Here is an 18,384-nt window from a genome sequence, read left to right on the forward strand (position 1 = left end):
TTCCGGCGTGAAACCGGCCCTCAATCCGACCGAAGACCGGCCACCATTCCGATTTGAGGCCGACCAATTTCCGGCACCGATGATACCCCTTGGTCAGCAACTTGGCATCAATTACCTCCGGACGAATGAGGACATTTTGATGCGTGCAATGAGAAGGCTGACCATGAGACAATTAAGACAAATGCTTCGGTTTGCCGGAAACGGGGCGAGCACCCGCGAGATCGCCGTCGTACTGGGAATAGCCTGCAGTATGGTGCAGAATATAGCCGCGTATACTGCAAATGTAACGTAAAAATCTTGGTCGCAATCAAAGGTTCTCATTGCGGCCGTATCTTTCGCCGATCGACTTTTAACGAGGAAGAAATCATGTTTCCGGATCTTGACTGCCGACTAGGCGTAGAACTGGGGCTTCCAAAACACTACCGGGATAAGCCAGCGTTTGAGATCATAAACGACGCTCATGATCTCGTGGGGGCACTCACTTCACGGCTGATCACCTTCAGATATAGCGGCTATGAGCATTTTGAGGAGCTCGGGGCACAATACACCTTAGCGGATACTAAACGCATCGAATTTTCACAGCGATTGGAACGACTTGATGGTAACGCAATAAAGGCAGTGAACCTGATCGATGAGCTAAATCACTTCGTAAGAATGTTCGTTGATCCGTGGCTCGTCAAATTTGAGGATTTACGCGTCAATGAGAGATGATCCAGGAGTTGCTCGAGCGCTTTCCCTCTCGTTACAAGATAAGCACGACATTTTCGAGACCCAGATCATTCCGGCAATCGGTGCGCGGGGGCCGTCTGTTGCAAAGCCAACTTTCACCGTTGTATGCGGCCAGCAGGGTGCCGGAAAGAGCACCTTAGTTCGCCAAATCAAGAGTAGAACGGGCGGTGAAAGCACCCAGCGAATAATAGCTGATGATCTTAATGCATACATTCCTGGTAACAATGCAGCCCTTCTGCAGGGCTCGCATGCGTTAGAGCGAGCGAATTCGACGGCAGTGACAGAATGGTATCATCAATTATTTGATCGCAGTATCACTAACAGATATAATATTATACTGGAGTCTTGCTATCCGCCAAATCATTACGCGTCGCTCTTAGATAAGGCGCGCTCCAATGGATACAAAACAGAACTAAATATTATCGCGACGGACAGGATAACGAGCTTTACAGCTATTCACGATCGCTTTGAAAGGGCACTGGCGAACTCGTTTATTGCCTCAACCGTATTGCCAGATGTCGAAACTCACGATCATTATTATTCAATTTGGCCACGTGTAGCGCTCGAGGTCGAAAATTACAAAACATTTGATAGAATTGCAATTGTACGCAGGGACGGTGAAACGTGTTACGACAATGAACAAGCTCTAGCAAATAACGGAGAATCGATTTGGGGCCGGGAGCCAGGCGCGTTAAGGGCATTGATGGATCATCGAAATCGCCCGCTGGACGAGAGACAGCAGCACTGGGTTAACAGCGTTTGGGAGAGGCTCTGTCGAAGCGTCGCATTCGCCCAACATCCAGATTCCGCCCGCCTGCCAATCGCTTCATATCAAAGTGACATCGCAACAAGGCTGAGAGAGCACAGTGATCTCAGTTCGTTCGAAACACGTCCCGAATATATGCGAGAGTTTTCGAACAAGTTTTCATGGAATTTAAAGCGCGACATTTCTTTTGTGGTTAATCGCAAGAGTAAGAACGGTGAATTCCGAGAAGATGCGTTTGAAGAGCTGTTTTGCGAAAGGATAACGTCTGTCCATCATTCTCTTCAGGAGGCGATCACGGCACGGTTTGAATCCGCCGTCGGAAAATCGAATGACGAAGGCGATCTACGTTCTCGCGATGTTTCGACATTTTACGCTCGCACTGCTGGGGAGAGTTCTACAACCAAGCGATTGAACATCAGCACAAACCCACGAGGCGTGGTGCCGAGTGCTGACGTCGTCAATATCTCTGAACAGCAGGCACAGTCTGTCAAGTATCGGCGTCCTAAGTTTCTCGTTGAGGTCTCAAAGCACGTCTATAGACCAATCGAACAGTATAATCGGATGGTCTTCGATCGAGTCAGATTTCCAAACATCACTCGTGACCGGCGTAAGTTGAATGTATTGATCCGCACGGAAGACGGCACTGGCTACGAAACACCTAGCTCGTTAAAAACGCGCCTGGGATCGGAGCAGCATAATCTCTTCACCAAGACAATGAACGAGGGTCAGCTACCCCATAGTCTCGCGTCCACGAAGACTGGTAAACTGCCTATAGTTTTGGTTGACGCGGGAAATGGTGCAACGTTTATCGCCGGCGAGAAATTCCCTTTGTTGGACAACGGACGCCGGATACCAACGACTATTTCTGCCGATAGAATTTTAGTCAGAAATGAAAATGGGACTTTCAGCGAGCTTTGTCAGCGTTTGGCTGGAAACACCGAACTATTGCTTCCACCAGAAGCGATAGTTCAACTGGGACTGCAGCGTCAACAAGCTGTCAATCGAGCTCGTGCCAGAGAAGCATCGGAGTTGGAGCAACGAACTCGCGAACATTCCTCTGGAAGAGTTTGATCAAAAGTGCACCGGCCGGTTTTGTCGGATGAAACTCCGGATTCGGGACGCCGATCATGAAAGCTATCAGTGTTCAGTGCGATACGTCCGACAAGTCGACATCGTGCTTCCGCCGATCTATGCCCGTCGCAGAAAATTTTTGATCGCCATAGTAAATACCGCCAATGAGGTGCGCGATGGTGACGCGTCACCGATAGCTCGGCAATGACGATTTGATTCGTTCGTTACAGATGAAACCCGATTCTAATGTGTAAGACTATTTTTTGTTGCTACCATGGGGCGAGAGCAGTCGCATAGGCTAAGCCTTTAAGTCTTATTGCCATTTACGTCGTCTCTCGCGTCGTCTTTGGTGAAGGTATATTGCAATGATTGCGAACAGCTCTTCCGATGTCTCTATGGCCGACCAGAAGTTTCTAAATGTCGCGAAGTCAAATGAAATCGATCCCGACGCCGTTCCTATAAGCAGACTTGATTCTGAAGGTCACAGTATTTTTGCAGAATGGCGACCGAAGCGCCCGTTTCTTCGGAGAGAAGATGGCGTCTTTCTCGTTCTCCGCGCAGACCATATCTTTCTGCTGGGCACCGATCCACGCACCCGGCAAATAGAAACTGAGCTCATGCTGAATCGAGGCGTCAAAGCTGGTGCCGTTTTTGACTTTATAGGTCACAGCATGTTGTTTTCGAACGGTGAAACGCATGGGAAGCGGCGCTCAGGCCTTTCAAAGGCGTTCTCATTCCGCATGGTTGAAGCGTTACGCCCGGAGATTGCGAAGATAACGGAGCGTTTGTGGGACGAACTACAAAAAGTTGACGATTTCAATTTTACTGAAATGTACGCGTCGCAATTGCCTGCGCTGACGATCGCAAGTGTCCTTGGCTTGCCGTCTGAGGACACGCCGTTTTTCACACGACTTGTTTATAAGGTTTCCCGCTGCTTGAGCCCGTCGTGGCGAGATGAGGAATTCGAGGAGATTGAAGCTTCCGCTATCGAGCTTCAGGATTACGTTCGGGGCGTGATCGCGGATAGTGGCCGTCGGATGAGGGATGATTTTCTCTCGCGCTACTTGAGGGCGGTACGGGAAGCCGGAACGCTTTCGCCCATTGAGGAGATCATGCAACTCATGCTTATCATACTCGCTGGGAGCGATACAACGCGCACTGCAATGGTTATGGTGACGGCTCTTGTGCTCCAAAATCCCGCGCTCTGGTCTTCTTTAACTGGCAATCAATCCTATGTCGCAGCCGCCGTGGAGGAAGGGCTCCGATTCGAGCCGCCAGTTGGCTCTTTTCCGCGGTTGGCCCTCGAGGATATCGATCTGGATGGATACGTGTTGCCAAAGGGAAGCCTCCTCGCTCTCAGTGTCATGTCTGGCCTGCGAGACGAGAAACACTACGAGCATCCTCAGCTTTTTGATGTTGGGCGTCAACAAATGCGTTGGCACCTCGGGTTTGGCGCGGGTGTTCATCGATGCCTCGGCGAGACGTTGGCGCGGATTGAATTGCAAGAAGGACTTGGAACACTTTTGCGCCGCGCGCCGAATCTTGCAGTGGTGGGTGACTGGCCACGGATGATGGGTCACGGAGGCATCCGGCGCGTCACCGACATGACGGTCAAATTGAGCGTCGACCGGTGAAGTCAATCCGCGCCGCTCGGGTGGAAGAGAGGCGCGTATCAATATCAAGCATCACTTGGAGATTTCCAATGCTACGTGCGCCAGTGGACGACGTGACGACCATCGATGACCTAACACTCGATCCCTATCCGATTTATCGCAGAATGCGCGTGCAAAGCCCGGTGGTACACGTCGCCTCGGTCAGACGGACGTTTCTAACGAAGGCCTGCGATACTAAGATGGTGAAGGATGATCCTTCACGCTTTAGTTCTGATGATCCCAACACGCCGATGAAGCCGGCGCTTCAGGCTCATACTTTGATGCGTAAGGATGGAGCTGAACACGCTCGGGAACGAATGGCCATGACCAGAGCATTCGCACCCAAAGCGATCGCGGAGCATTGGGTGCCGATCTATCGTGACATCGTGAACGAGTATCTAGATCGCCTTCCGCGCGGAGACACCGTGGATCTTTTTGCAGAGATCTGTGGTCCGGTTGCTGCTCGCATACTGGCACATATTCTAGGAATTTGTGAGGCATCAGATGTCGAGATGATCCGCTGGTCGCAACGGCTTATTGACGGAGCCGGCAACTTCGGATGGCGACCCGAGCTCTTTGAGCGATCGGACGAGGCCAATACGGAGATGAACTGCCTCTTCAACGACTTGGTCGAAAAACACCGATCCGCGCCGAACCCCTCGGCTTTTGCGACCATGTTGAATGCACCTGATCCTATACCCTTGAGCCAGATCTATGCCAACATCAAGATCGCCATCGGCGGAGGGGTCAACGAGCCTCGTGACGCTCTCGGCACGATCCTCTATGGATTGCTGACCAATCCGGAGCAACTCGAGGAGGTCAAGAGACAGCAATGCTGGGGGCAGGCCTTCGAGGAAGGGCTGCGCTGGGTTGCTCCGATTCAAGCGAGTTCGCGTCTCGTGCGGGAGGACACCGAAATTCGGGGCTTTATCGTTCCGAAGGGCGACATTGTGATGACTATTCAGGCCTCCGCCAATCGTGATGAAGATGTCTTTGAGGATGGAGAAAGCTTCAATGTCTTTCGCCCGAAGAATGCGCATCAGTCCTTTGGCTCCGGCCCGCATCACTGCCCAGGCGCGCAAATCTCGCGGCAAACCGTCGGCGCGATCATGCTGCCCATACTGTTCGATCGATTTCCGGATATGATATTGCCCCACCCTGAATTAGTGCAGTGGCGCGGCTTCGGCTTCCGCGGGCCCATTAATCTACCTGTGACACTAAGATGATCGAAGCCACTTTCGCTTAGGTGTCCGCATGCCAGTGCTTCGATTCGCTTGGGAGTTATCACGTTAAGGCGCAACTCATAAAAATGCGTCACCAATTACTTGATGCGCACTCTTCCTATATCTCAAATCAATTGTCGAACCTCGGTTGAAGCCCATTGTCTACGTCGCGCGTATATCTCCCGTATTTTGCTTTTGCTGCCGACCGATACCGCTGCGGTTCAATAGTTGCGGAATGTGGTGCTTTCGGATTCACTCAAAAAAGGAGTCGCTTATGAAACGTATCAGTACAATCCTTGTCGGCGTATTTTTGGCTGCGCCGGTTCATGCAGCCGACAATATTCATACATTGGGGACGTTGTCTGAAATTGAACTAGCGCTCACTGCCGGAAAGCCGGTGAACGTCACGGTTGATTTAAGTTTGTGTGCTCCCGGGGTGGCCGATACTCCGGCGACGAAAACGCAAGGAGGCATGCGCATAGATGCGTATCGAATAACAACCGACGGCACCCTTGCGTTTGCAGATCAGCACTTCACCATTGACCGTGATGGTAAACCCATAACTCAATTTATTCGTTATCAGATTCGGTCGAACGGTGACGCCGATTTCACGATGGTTACATTCAACATGCCAACGTATGAGCGAAAAGGTACCAGCTTGGCCTACAAGTGCGCGATCGACCACGGGTTGAGTTTTCGTACTCCACAGTGATTTTTGCGTCCAATCTGATCCGATGTAAGCCCAAGGTGACGCTTGCAATTACCCACATTTGAGCGTCGCTGCCATTTCGGTTCTGAGGCGAATATCTGTCAGCCGGCTGAGTCCACGCCAGACGACCGTATGTCCCGGAGGAGGATCTGAAGTTCTAGCAAGGTCGCCACCCAAACGAGCGAGTTTGGTGAGATAGAAGTTTAGCGATTCGCAACGAAGCACGACCGCAGAACCACTTACTTCGAAGGCTTCGTATATCTCGTTCCTGCAGTGATCTGGCTGCGATGAATGTCGATTCGTCCTGGTGGTAGCATCAGGGATAGTCCTACGACGAAGCATAGGATTTAAGTCATCACGTCTGTTAAATGCCGCCGGCGCTGGCCACGCGAAGACAAAGAGCGCCTCGTCGCTGCCTGCTTTGAGCCGGGCGCGGTTATCTCTGAGATTGCCTGCGCGGACGGTATCAATGTCAGTCAGTCGGAAGCACAGCGATGTAATAATCAAGCTGGGTCGGGACCGACGTGTCCGCGTGGATAGCAACATCGACACGGAAGCACTTGGCCGTATTCTCGATTGCGTGCTGGGGCTGCGATGATCATGGTCCCTGCTGGTGTGAAGGTCTGGCAGGCAACGGGCTACACCGACATGCGCAAAGGCTTCCCCGGTCTGTCGTTGATCTTGCAGAAAGCACTGAAGCTGACCCGATGTGTGAGCACTGTTCGTATTATACGGTCGTGGCGGCCAACGACCGACATACTGCATACAAATATCGTTTCGCGACGATCTCCTACAGCCGTCAAAGCTTTCGAGCGCAAGCGCCCATCACGCAAACTCTTCCCGGTACATCTGCCGCGTGAGCGTGTCGTTATCGCCACCCCTACGAACTGTGCCTGCTGCGAATCCGCCAAACTGTCATAGCTTGGCGAGGATGTTTCCGAGACCCTGGAAGTCATCCGACGATTTGGCGGCGGCAACCTCTGCAAAATGCGTTATGAGCCCGGTTTTTCAGCCACAGACAAGTATCGCGTTCGTGAAAAAGCGCACGCGCGATAGTTCTTTAGCCGCACCTCTGAGCGCCCCATTTACGGCCGGATCTTTGCCTGACCTGGCAAAGTCGACTCCATCGCCTTACGGCACAGATAACAACGTCGCGTTTCATCGACGTCCCATCAGCCGCTTGTGTGTTCAATTCTTCTCTGTTTCACTTGAAACAAACTGAATAGATATTCCCGCTTTCAAAGCCATTTACAAATCCTCTCGTGCAGCCTAACGCCATTGGCGTGGAACAAGCGTTGGCACGAGGAAGCAAGTGCGATGAACGGAAGGTATTCACCGACGCGGCAGGATTTTAAGACAGGCGCGAAGCCTTGGTCTATATTAGCCCTTATCGTTGCTGCAATGATTTTCGCGTTCATGGCGGTTGCGTCCTGGCAGGACAATGGGACTACCCAGGCAATCCTTAGCCAAATACGATCGATTAACGCTGACAGCGCCTCACTGCAGCGCGATGTACTCCGCGCTCACACGGGCACCGTGGCGAACTACCGCCCCATTATCTCCAGGCTGGGAGCTCTGCGGAAGAATCTGGAAGATTTGAAGCAATTATTTAGACAATCTCATATTGTAAGTGAGAGCAATGCTACTCAACTGCTGCGCCGGCTAGAAGTGTCTCTAAATTCGGCTGACGCGGCGGTCGCCGCCTTTGGTGCGCAAAATGTCCGCCTGCAAGATTCGCTGGCCAGTTTCACTCGTGCTTTAAGCAATCTTCCAGGAAAGGCCTCAAGCGATCAGACTTTAGAAAAACCAACAGAATTGGCTAGCATGATGCTCCAATTTCTTCGGCAACCAAGCCCGGCTATTTCATTCGAGATCAGCCTTGAACTAGAGAGGCTCCAAAAACAACGCGGTCTTGATGAAGCTCCCGTGCGCATACTTTCGCGTGAAGGTCCCGTTATCTTATCGCTTTTGCCACAGGTGAACGATCTGGTGAACATGATTCAGACGTCTGACACCGCAGAAATTGCGGAAATGTTGCAGCGTGAGTGTTTGGAGGTCTATAGCTTGAAAAATGTGGAGGAGCGGAGCGCACGTATCTTTCTTGGGTCCGCTTCAGTGGGTCTTTGCCTGTACATCATCACCTTAGTCTATAGGCTACGCAAAAAAACCGATTGGTTAGCGCGGCGTTTAGATTACGAAGAGCTAATCAAAGAGATCGGAGTATGTTTTGAAGGTGAGGCGGCCACCACGTCGTCCGCGCAAGCTGCACTTGGTATTATTCAGCGCTTCTTTGATGCCGATACGTGCGCGTTAGCTCTAGTGGACCATGACCGTAGGTGGGCTGTCGAAACATTCGGTGCGAAGCACCCAAAACCCGTGTGGGACGACAGGGTGCTACGCGAAATAGTCTCTCGTACCAAAGCGAACGAACGGGCGACGGTATTCCGCATCGTATCGACGCAAAAAATCGTACATTTGCCTCCCGAAATTCCAGGTCTTTCGATACTACTGGCTCACAAATCCACAGATAAACTAATTGCGGTTTGTTCACTGGGTTACCAAAGCTATCGCCCTCGACCTTGCCAAGGCGAAATTCAGCTTCTTGAACTCGCCACCGCCTGCCTCTGTCACTATATCGATGTTCGGCGTAAGCAGACCGAATGCGACGTTTTGGCCAGACGATTGGAGCATGCGCAACGCCTTGAGGCAGTTGGTACACTTGCCGGCGGCATAGCACATGAATTTAATAACATTTTGGGGTCAATCCTCGGGCACGCAGAATTGGCGCAAAACTCGGTGTCTCGAACATCTGTCACCCGAAGATACATTGACTATATCATTTCGTCAGGCGACAGAGCCATGCTCATTATCGATCAGATCTTGACGCTGAGCCGAAAACAAGAGCGCGTGATCAAGCCATTTAGTGTCTCAGAGCTTGTGACCGAAATCGCTCCCTTGCTACGTATGGCTCTTCCCCCAACCATCGAGCTTAGTTTCAGATTTGATCAAATGCAGAGCGTGATCGAAGGAAGCCCGCTTGAACTTCAACAGGTACTAATTAACCTCTGCAAGAATGCTTCCCAAGCCATGACTGCAAATGGTCAAATCGACATCTTCGTCGGCCAAGCTTATTTACCAGCTAAGAAAATTCTGGCGCATGGTGTTATGCCACCTGGCGACTATGTTCTACTATCTGTCAGCGACAATGGTGGAGGCATTTCAGAGGCTGTGCTACCCCACATTTTTGAACCCTTCTTTACGACACGTGCTCGCAACGGTGGAACGGGTCTCGGCCTTGCTTCTGTGCATGGTCATATCAGCGCGTTTGCAGGTTACATCGACGTTAGTTCAACTGTTGGGCATGGGACGCGCTTTGACATTTATCTCCCTCCGTCTTCTAAGGAGCCCGTCAATCCCGACAGCTTTTTCGGCCGCAATAAGGCACCGCGTGGAAACGGGGAGATTGTGGCACTTGTTGAGCCCGATGACCTCCTGCGGGAGGCGTATGAAGACAAGATCGCCGCTCTGGGATATGAGCCGGTCGGTTTTCGTACCTTTAATGAAGTTCGCGATTGGATTTCAAAAGGCAATGAAGCCGATCTGGTCATGGTCGACCAAGCGTCTCTTCCTGAAGATCAAAGTCCTAATTCCGTGGATTTAGTGCTCAAGACCGCCTCCATCATCATTGGCGGGAATGATCTCAAAATGCCCCTTTCAAGGGAGAATGCGACCAGGGACCTTTATCTGCCGAAGCCGATATCGTCCAGAACTATGGCGCATGCAATCCTAACCAAAATCAAGACGTAGAGTTGCGACGTATCAGGACTGGGCAATCAGATTTCGGTTCGGTGGAGCGCGACGGGGGAACTACATGAAAGATCGAACGGCATAGGTTCAATGGATCAAGCCGGGCGAGGCGGCTTGATTTGTCCGATCAGGTCCGGTCGTTTAGTTGAAAGGATTTGCGCACCAACTATGACACCACCATCATTGGTGCCAGCAGATTGAAGTAGGCCTGAACAGGTGCGGTCAAAAATCGGTGTGGACGTCGGCTATTGTACAGGTCAGATTGCTGCCAAATGCCGACGCGGGAATTGGGCACGGTGTCGTAAGCGTGGACAGAGATTTCCTCGTCTTCTTCAGCACGAGCATGAAGTCCCAAGAAGTAAACTTCGAGCGTTGGTCAGCCTATAAGATGAGTTCGCCAGAAAGGGCAGGCGTTCGCGCCTCCCTCAATGCAGAAGGCTACTTCCATTGTGGTCGGCAACTGCCAGGATGGGAACTCTCCTGATAATCCAACCAACGACAGCGCAGTGGTAAACAGAGCCACGCCATCAGGAATATTGCCCATTCCGTCATCAGTGTGGTGACGTGCATTAGGCGCGCTTGTTGCAGAACTTTAAGTGCTTCTTTCGATTCCAGATCTCAGCAAAAGTTCTCCGCAAACCTTCACCGCGGGCTTACGTGTCTTTTGTAACAAATTGCGACGCAGTTGATATCCACTTGAAACATAAGTCCGAAATTATCGAGATCTCCGCTGATAAGGTATCGAAATGGCGATAAAATTGGTATTGATACTCGTATTCACACTCTTTCCCGCGGCAGACGCTGCATATGCGAATGACCGCGCCAACGGTTTCATGTGGTCAAACGGGGGCGAAACTGGAGTGAGGCTTCCTCTTCGGGTGTTCAATGCCAAGCCAGCCAAGAACACGGTGGCGGTCATTTATTCCGGAGACGCTGGATGGCAAAATATCGATGAGGCGATTGGTACCTATCTGCAGAAGGAAGGGATTCCTGTCATTGGCGTCAGTTCACTTCGGTACTTCTGGTCGGAGCGGTCTCCAAGCGAAACTGCTAAGGATCTTGGTCACATAATCGATGTCTACACCAAGCATTTCGGTGTGCAGAATGTTCTACTTGTAGGATATTCTTTCGGCGCGGACGTCATGCCGGCAAGCTTCAATAGGCTTACGCTTGAGCAAAAAAATCGGGTTAAGCAAATCTCTCTCTTGGCATTGTCACATCAAGTCGACTATGTCGTCTCATTTAGGGGCTGGCTCCAACTCGAAACCGAAGGTAAGGGCGGCAATCCTCTGGATGATCTTAGATCCATTGACCCTGCAATCGTCCAATGCATGTACGGGCGCGAAGACCGTAATAATGCTTGCCCATCTCTCCGACAGACCGGCGCAGAGGTAATAGGCTTCAGCGGAGGCCATCACTTTGATAATGATTTCAAAAAACTGTCTACGCGCGTCGTCTCAGGCCTCGTGGCACGCCTAAGTCATCAGTAATCTTTAGTTCCTGCACCGCTTTAATATTGACTGGGATAGCGACGCCTGTGATGCAGACATCGGAAATTGTGTCGTTAAGTAAAAGGCCTTCGTCTGATCGCGAGATTCGCTAGTGGTTTTCAGGTGAGTGAGATGTTTTGCCGCAAGTTGCGCTGAGATCGCATCTGCCTGCGGCTGCCGCACATCCAGATTGTTAGCAACAAGATCATCCTTCAAGGGAATATGCCTATAACGCATGTGTTGACGACTTTCGCCTCGTGAATGATCCGGTCTGTTCCCGACGGTGGGATGCCGTCGCGATAGAGCAGGCTCTCGCGCCAGGCGGAATTTCTCCGATATGACTTCTCTCCTTCTACGTGCCCAAAGCAGCAACGAAATCATCTATCGCGGCCAAGAGAGCGGTCATGTGAAAGCACCCTTGCCAGTCAATTCCCCGGCCAAGGTCAGCACGGCGATACTGCGAGGTGTTGCTACACCACGGAGGCGATCTAGAAGGACGATTTCATCATTTAGGCCGCACACTCATAAATCAGGTTTGCAAATCGGTCTGATTTTGATTCATTGAGGCTTGACTTGGAGGCCACTGATAACCCGTCTCCGCTTTGATGTCACCGACTTCGAATGGACTGTTGTTCATCCTTTGTTCCCAAATAAGCCGCGTGGCGTGCCGCGCGTTGACGCGGGTGGTCAATGTCATCTTGTGGCGCTTCCGGACGGGCCCGCCCTGGGCAGACGTTCCTGATCGATATGGTTCCTGTACAACCTGCTTCAATCGCTTTGTACGATGGCGTGAGGCAGACGTCTGGGATCATATTCTGAGTGTGATTTCCAAGGCTTTCGATAGAATGTCGTCATGATTGACAGTTCCTGTGTCCGCGTCCACCAACATGCGGCGACGGGAAACAGCGGGATCAAGACGATGGCTGTATGGGACGTTCCCGTGGCGGTTTGACCACCAAGATTCACGCTGTTGTCGATGCCGACGGTTGACCGATCCGTCTTGCGCTGACAGCGGGTCAAGCCCATGACCGCCGCATGACCGAAACATTTTTACAAATAATCGCTAAGAGTGCGTTTCTGCTGGCGGACAAGGCATATGATACCAACGCGATAAGAGCATTTGCAAAGCGCAAGCAGGCATGAGCCAATATTCCTGCCAAGAGCAATCAGAAGGAAGCTTCCCGTTCATCGAATGGGTTTACAGACAGCGTAACCTCGCCGAGCATTTTCGTTCTGAGCCTGACCAGACCAACTGCGGCCTGAATAGGTCGATCCGGTTGCTTAGTCATGGATGCGCGGTTCTCGGTCCATGTTGCGTTCCAAGACGCCGGGCGAGGTTTCTTGCTTCAATTGAAATCATAAAGAAGCAATTGAAAATTTTCGAGTAACAGACCCTCCCGATAATCTTCAACATAAAACAACGCACTTCTTCCAACGGGAGAGCCGGTGTTAGTTGCGAGCTAAGGAGATAAGGTATGCTTAAGAGATCGGGGTCGCTTTCTCTTGCCTTGATGGTCTCCTTCTGTTCGTCGAGCCTTGCCACGCCACTCTCATCTGCTGAGTTTGACCATGTTGCTCGCAAGTGTGCCCCATCAGTTGCGACATCTACGCTTGCGGCGATAGCTAAGGTGGAGAGTCGCTTTGATCCTTTAGCGATTCATGACAACACGACCGGCGAAACGCTTCACTGGCAAGATCACAGCCAAGCAACCCAAGTCGTCAGGCACCGTCTCGATGCACGGCATTCGCTGGATGTTGGCCTCATGCAAATAAACTCTCGAAATTTTTCTATGCTCGGTCTGACACCTGACGGTGCGCTCCAGGCGTGCACATCATTATCTGCCGCTGCAAACATGCTGAAAAGTCGTTATGCAGGCGGCGAAACGATTGACGAGAAGCAATTTGCGCTTCGTCGGGCGATCTCCGCTTACAACACCGGTAATTTCATCGGCGGTTTTGCAAACGGCTACGTGCGAAAAGTTGAAACAGCTGCTCAATCGCTGGTGCCCGCGTTAATCGAGCCTCCAAAAGACGATCACGAGGCGCTAAAATCCGAAGAGACGTGGGATGTTTGGGGGTCATATCAGCGCCGCTCACAGGAGGATGGCGCTGGCGGTTTAATCGCTCCGCCACCGCCACACCAGGACAACGGCAAATCCGCAGACGACAATCAAGTCTTATTCGACTTATACTAAGGAGGTGCGCATTGATGCGATGCTTTGAGAGATACCGTTTACATCTAAATCGCCTCTCGCTCTCGAATGCGATGATGCGCGTGATATCGAGCTGCGCCCCAAGCTTGTGCGGTGCAATTGCATGGAGCATTTCCTCATCCGGACCCGCCGCAGCGCAATCTGCGGGTGGCGGCACTGACCCCGCCACAATGGTTAACAATATATGCACGTTTATCCTTGGTCCGTTCGGCCAGTCACTCGCTGTTCTCGGCATTGTCGCTATCGGGATCTCCTGGATGTTCGGGCGGGCTTCGCTTGGGCTGGTTGCCGGCGTCGTTGGCGGCATTGTTATCATGTTTGGGGCGAGCTTCCTCGGCCAAACGCTCACTGGCGGTAGTTGATGGCTGATCGTTTGGAAGAAGCGACCCTTTACCTCGCAGCCACACGGCCCGCATTGTTTCTTGGGGTGCCACTGACATTGGCAGGGTTATTCATGATGTTCGCCGGCTTTGTCATCGTTATCGTTCAGAACCCGCTCTACGAAGTCGTTCTCGTGCCGTTATGGTTTGCAGCCCGGCTCATCGTGGAGCGAGACTACAATGCGGCGAGCGTCGTCCTGCTATTTTTGCGGACCGCGGGAAGAAGCATTGATAGTGCAGTTTGGGGGGGCGCTACTGTTAGCCCAAATCCAATCAGGGTTCCCCCACGAGGGAGAGGAATGGTGTGATGCTCGGCGCGAGTGGAACGACCGAAAGATCCGGTGAGATCTATCTCCCTTATATTGGCCACCTCAGCGACCATATCGTCCTTCTTGAAGACGGATCGATCATGACCATTGCGAGAATTGATGGCGTTGCATTCGAGCTTGAGGAAACTGAAATGCGCAATGCGCGTTGTCGTGCGTTCAACACGCTGTTGCGCAATATCGCTGATGATCATGTGTCAATATATGCTCACCTCGTACGTCATGCCGACGTGCCATCATCGGCGCCGCGACACTTCCGTAGTGTTTTCGCCGCTAGCCTGAACGAAGCTTTTGAACAGCGCGTGCTCTCCGGCCAACTCCTCCGCAATGAACACTTCCTTACGTTGATTGTCTACCCACAGGCGGCTTTAGGGAAGGTAAAGAGGAGGTTCACCAAGCTAAGCGGAAAAAGGGAAAACGATCTCACGGGCCAGATCAGGAACATGGAAGATCTTTGGCATGTTGTCGCTGGCTCTCTTAAAGCGTATGGCCTGCATCGTCTTGGCATCCGCGAGAAGCAGGGTGTGCTCTTCACCGAAATTGGCGAAGCGCTACGGTTGATCATGACTGGTCGGTTCACACCGGTTCCGGTCGTCAGCGGCTCACTCGGCGCTTCGATTTATACCGACAGAGTCATTTGCGGCAAGCGAGGACTCGAGATCAGAACGCCAAAAGACAGTTACGTTGGATCCATCTATTCGTTTCGCGAATACCCTGCAAAAACACGGCCGGGCATGCTCAACGCGCTGCTATCCCTCGATTTTCCACTTGTTCTCACGCAGAGTTTTTCGTTCCTGACTCGCCCGCAAGCGCACGCGAAACTTAGCCTCAAATCGAGCCAGATGCTGAGTTCCGGCGATAAAGCCGTGACTCAAATCGGCAAATTATCCGAGGCTGAGGACGCACTTGCGAGCAACGAATTCGTTATGGGCTCACATCATTTGAGCCTTTGCGTCTATGCAGACGATCTCAATAGTCTTGGGGACAGGGGCGCGCGGGCTCGGACACGAATGGCGGATGCAGGTGCCGTGGTTGTCCAAGAAGGTATTGGTATGGAAGCGGCCTATTGGTCCCAATTGCCGGGGAATTTTAAGTGGCGCACACGCCCTGGCGCAATCACTTCACGCAATTTCGCAGGGTTTGTCTCTTTCGAAAACTTTCCAGAGGGCGCCAGCTCAGGCCACTGGGGCAACGCGATTGCCCGATTTCGTACCAATGGCGGAACGCCTTTCGACTATATCCCGCATGAGCACGATGTTGGCATGACGGCAATATTCGGGCCTATCGGGAGGGGTAAGACGACGCTCATGATGTTTGTTCTAGCCATGCTCGAACAGAGCATGGTCGACCGTGCAGGTACGGTCGTGTTCTTTGACAAGGACCGGGGTGGCGAATTGCTGGTTCGCGCCACAGGAGGAACATATTTGGCACTTCGCAGAGGCACACCCAGCGGGTTGGCGCCGTTGCGTGGCCTAGAAAACACAGCAGCCTCACACGATTTTCTGCGCGAATGGATCGTGGCTCTCATCGAGAGTGATGGTCGGGGTGGGATTTCTCCGGAAGAGAACCGCCGTCTGGTCCGTGGTATCCATCGTCAGCTCTCGTTTGATCCACAAATGCGTTCAATCGCGGGGTTACGTGAATTTTTGTTGCATGGGCCCGCCGAAGGCGCAGGAGCGCGGCTCCAACGCTGGTGCCGGGGCCATGCGCTTGGCTGGGCATTTGACGGCGAAGTTGACGAAGTAAAGCTAGATCCGTCGATTACCGGCTTCGACATGACGCATCTTCTCGAATACGAGGAAGTATGCGCTCCCGCTGCAGCATATCTCCTGCATCGGATTGGAGCCATGATCGACGGCCGCCGTTTTGTGATGAGCTGCGATGAGTTTCGCGCCTATTTGTTAAACCCTAAATTTTCGACTGTCGTCGACAAATTCCTCCTGACCGTTCGAAAAAACAACGGGATGCTAATACTGGCAACGCAGCAACCAGAGCATGTTCTGGAATCGCCGCTAGGAGCCAGCTTGGTTGCGCAATGTATGACGAAGATTTTCTATCCATCACCAACCGCAGATCGATCGGCTTATGTCGATGGACTGAAATGTACCGAAAAGGAATTTCAGGCGATCCGTGAAGACATGACGGTCGGCAGCCGTAAGTTTCTTCTTAAACGAGAAAGTGGAAGCGTCATCTGCGAATTTGATCTGCGGGATATGCGTGAATATGTCGCCGTGCTTTCGGGGCGTGCCAACACGGTGCGCTTTGCAACTCGACTACGCGAGGCACAAGAAGGCAACTCATCTGGCTGGCTCAGCGAATTCATGGCCCGTCACCACGAGGCAGAAGATTGATAAGGTAGGAAACGATGAAGACGACGCAACTTATTGCAACAGTTTTGACCTGCAGCTTTCTATATATTCAGCCCGCGCGGGCGCAGTTTGTTGTTAGCGACCCGGCAACGGAGGCTGAGACGCTCGCGACTGCGCTCGCGACTGCGGAGAATCTCACTCAGACTATAGCGATGGTTACGATGTTGACGTCGGCCTACGGCGTTACTGGACTACTGACTTCGCTCAACCAGAAAAATCAGTATCCTTCGACGAAGGACCTAGACAATGAAATGTTTTCGCCGCGAATGCCAATGTCGACCACGGCACGTGCGATCACCAGCGATACAGACCGTGCAGTCGTGGGTAGTGATGCTGAAGCGGATCTGTTGCGATCGCAGATCACCGGTTCCGCAAACAGCGCTGGCATTGCGGCTGACAATCTGGAAACGATGGACAAACGCTTGACGGCGAATGCTGATACGTCTGCTCAGCTTTCCCGATCTCGCAATATCATGCAGGCAACCGTGACCAATGGTTTGCTTCTCAAGCAGATCCATGACGCAATGATTCAAAATGTACAGGCGACAAGCCTATTAACGATGACTACCGCGCAGGCCGGCCTTCACGAGGCGGAAGAGGCGGCCGCTCAACGCAAGGAGCATCAAAAGACCGCTGTCATCTTTGGTGCCCTCCCCTAAGGCTGGGCGATTTGTTCATCCGCCCGCATCCTCGCCGAATGCGAGCTCATCTTATCCAACATTATGCGACAAACCAGTCAAGTTCAGGTCCAATCGATGAATTTCACGATTCCGGCGCCGTTTACGGCCATTCATACGATCTTCGATGTAGCCTTCACGACAGGCTTGGACTCGATGCTTGAGACTATCCAGGAGGCGGTGAGTGCGCCATTGATCGCCTGTGTCACTCTTTGGATTATTGTTCAGGGTATTTTAGTCATACGCGGCGAAGTCGATACCCGTAGCGGTATCACTCGGGTGATCACGGTCACCATCGTTGTTGCTCTAATTGTTGGGCAGGCTAACTACCAAGACTATGTGGTTTCCATCTTCGAAAAGACGGTCCCAAACTTTGTTCAGCAGTTTAGTGTAACCGGCTTGCCTCTGCAGACTGTTCCGGCACAGTTGGATACAATGTTCGCCGTGACCCAGGCCGTTTTTCAGAAAATCGCATCCGAAATCGGTCCGATGAACGACCAGGACATCCTTGCTTTCCAAGGGGCACAGTGGGTCCTTTACGGCACGCTCTGGTCTGCCTTCGGAGTTTACGACGCCGTTGGAATTCTCACGAAAGTGCTTCTCGCGATCGGGCCTCTGATTCTCGTCGGATATATTTTTGATCGCACGCGGGACATCGCAGCGAAGTGGATCGGGCAACTTATCACCTACGGTCTCTTGCTTCTCCTCTTAAACCTCGTGGCAACGATCGTCATCCTAACCGAAGCGACTGCGCTCACCCTTATGCTTGGTGTAATCACCTTCGCCGGTACGACCGCGGCCAAGATCATTGGTCTTTACGAACTCGATATGTTTTTTCTGACAGGGGATGCGCTCATTATCGCTTTGCCGGCGATCGCCGGCAACATTGGAGGCAGTTACTGGAGCGGCGCAACCCAATCTGCCAGCAGCTTGTACCGTCGCTTCGCTCAGGTTGAGCGAGGCTAGGTCGCG

Annotated in this window: 14 protein-coding genes and 1 pseudogene; all 15 read left to right on the forward strand. The window is 52.2% G+C overall.

Annotated features, from left to right (window positions below):
- Positions 1 to 366: 366 nt before the first annotated feature.
- The 15 genes and pseudogenes from CFBP5499_RS28980 (at position 367) to CFBP5499_RS29060 (ending at position 18,378) form a co-directional block, all read left to right on the forward strand.
- Positions 367 to 711, forward strand: a complete 345-nt coding sequence (locus CFBP5499_RS28980; protein ID WP_012478054.1) for a hypothetical protein — start codon at positions 367 to 369, stop codon at positions 709 to 711.
- Positions 701 to 2,566, forward strand: a complete 1,866-nt coding sequence (locus CFBP5499_RS28985; protein ID WP_080830739.1) for a zeta toxin family protein — start codon at positions 701 to 703, stop codon at positions 2,564 to 2,566. The genes CFBP5499_RS28980 and CFBP5499_RS28985 overlap by 11 nt, the downstream gene beginning before the upstream one ends.
- Positions 2,567 to 2,931: 365 nt before the next feature.
- Positions 2,932 to 4,200, forward strand: a complete 1,269-nt coding sequence (locus tag CFBP5499_RS28990; protein ID WP_080830738.1) for a cytochrome P450 — start codon at positions 2,932 to 2,934, stop codon at positions 4,198 to 4,200.
- 68 nt (positions 4,201 to 4,268) lie between these two features.
- Positions 4,269 to 5,444, forward strand: a complete 1,176-nt coding sequence (locus CFBP5499_RS28995) for a cytochrome P450 (protein ID WP_080830737.1) — start codon at positions 4,269 to 4,271, stop codon at positions 5,442 to 5,444.
- 271 nt (positions 5,445 to 5,715) lie between these two features.
- The gene (locus tag CFBP5499_RS29000; protein ID WP_080830736.1) at positions 5,716 to 6,153 is read left to right on the forward strand and encodes a VirK family protein; all 438 of its coding nucleotides are present in this window, start codon (positions 5,716 to 5,718) and stop codon (positions 6,151 to 6,153) included.
- A gap of 351 nt (positions 6,154 to 6,504) precedes the next feature.
- The gene (locus CFBP5499_RS30955) at positions 6,505 to 6,690 is read left to right on the forward strand and encodes a transposase (protein ID WP_080830793.1); all 186 of its coding nucleotides are present in this window, start codon (positions 6,505 to 6,507) and stop codon (positions 6,688 to 6,690) included.
- A gap of 777 nt (positions 6,691 to 7,467) precedes the next feature.
- Positions 7,468 to 9,957 (forward strand): two-component system VirA-like sensor kinase, encoded by a 2,490-nt coding sequence (locus tag CFBP5499_RS29020; RefSeq protein WP_080830734.1) that lies wholly within the window; start codon positions 7,468 to 7,470, stop codon positions 9,955 to 9,957.
- A 746-nt stretch (positions 9,958 to 10,703) separates the two neighbouring features.
- Positions 10,704 to 11,447 carry an AcvB/VirJ family lysyl-phosphatidylglycerol hydrolase gene (locus tag CFBP5499_RS29025; RefSeq protein WP_080830733.1) on the forward strand — a complete coding sequence of 248 codons (744 nt, stop codon included), beginning with the start codon at positions 10,704 to 10,706 and terminating at the stop codon, positions 11,445 to 11,447.
- 586 nt (positions 11,448 to 12,033) lie between these two features.
- Positions 12,034 to 12,676 (forward strand): annotated as a pseudogene (locus CFBP5499_RS29030) (IS5 family transposase); the annotation flags it as partial.
- 246 nt (positions 12,677 to 12,922) lie between these two features.
- Complete coding sequence (locus CFBP5499_RS29035) at positions 12,923 to 13,642, forward strand: type IV secretion system lytic transglycosylase VirB1 (RefSeq protein WP_012478071.1); 720 nt, start codon at positions 12,923 to 12,925, stop codon at positions 13,640 to 13,642.
- Positions 13,643 to 13,656: 14 nt separating this feature from the next.
- Entirely contained in the window at positions 13,657 to 14,022 is a 366-nt protein-coding gene (gene virB2, locus CFBP5499_RS29040; RefSeq protein WP_012478072.1) for a pilin major subunit VirB2, read from the forward strand.
- On the forward strand, positions 14,022 to 14,348 hold the full coding sequence (locus CFBP5499_RS29045; protein ID WP_080830731.1) for a type IV secretion system protein VirB3: 327 nt from the start codon (positions 14,022 to 14,024) through the stop codon (positions 14,346 to 14,348). Before virB2 ends, CFBP5499_RS29045 begins: the two co-directional genes overlap by 1 nt.
- A complete protein-coding gene (locus tag CFBP5499_RS29050; protein ID WP_080830730.1) occupies positions 14,348 to 16,717 on the forward strand; it encodes a VirB4 family type IV secretion/conjugal transfer ATPase in 2,370 nt (789 codons plus the stop codon). The genes CFBP5499_RS29045 and CFBP5499_RS29050 overlap by 1 nt, the downstream gene beginning before the upstream one ends.
- A 14-nt stretch (positions 16,718 to 16,731) precedes the next feature.
- Positions 16,732 to 17,394: a pilin minor subunit VirB5 gene (gene virB5 / locus CFBP5499_RS29055; protein WP_012478075.1), complete on the forward strand. Its 663-nt coding sequence runs from the start codon at positions 16,732 to 16,734 to the stop codon at positions 17,392 to 17,394.
- 96 nt (positions 17,395 to 17,490) lie between these two features.
- Entirely contained in the window at positions 17,491 to 18,378 is an 888-nt protein-coding gene (locus tag CFBP5499_RS29060; RefSeq protein ID WP_080830729.1) for a type IV secretion system protein, read from the forward strand.
- Positions 18,379 to 18,384: the final 6 nt, after the last annotated feature.

This window comes from Agrobacterium tumefaciens, assembly GCF_005221325.1.
Lineage (GTDB): Bacteria > Pseudomonadota > Alphaproteobacteria > Rhizobiales > Rhizobiaceae > Agrobacterium.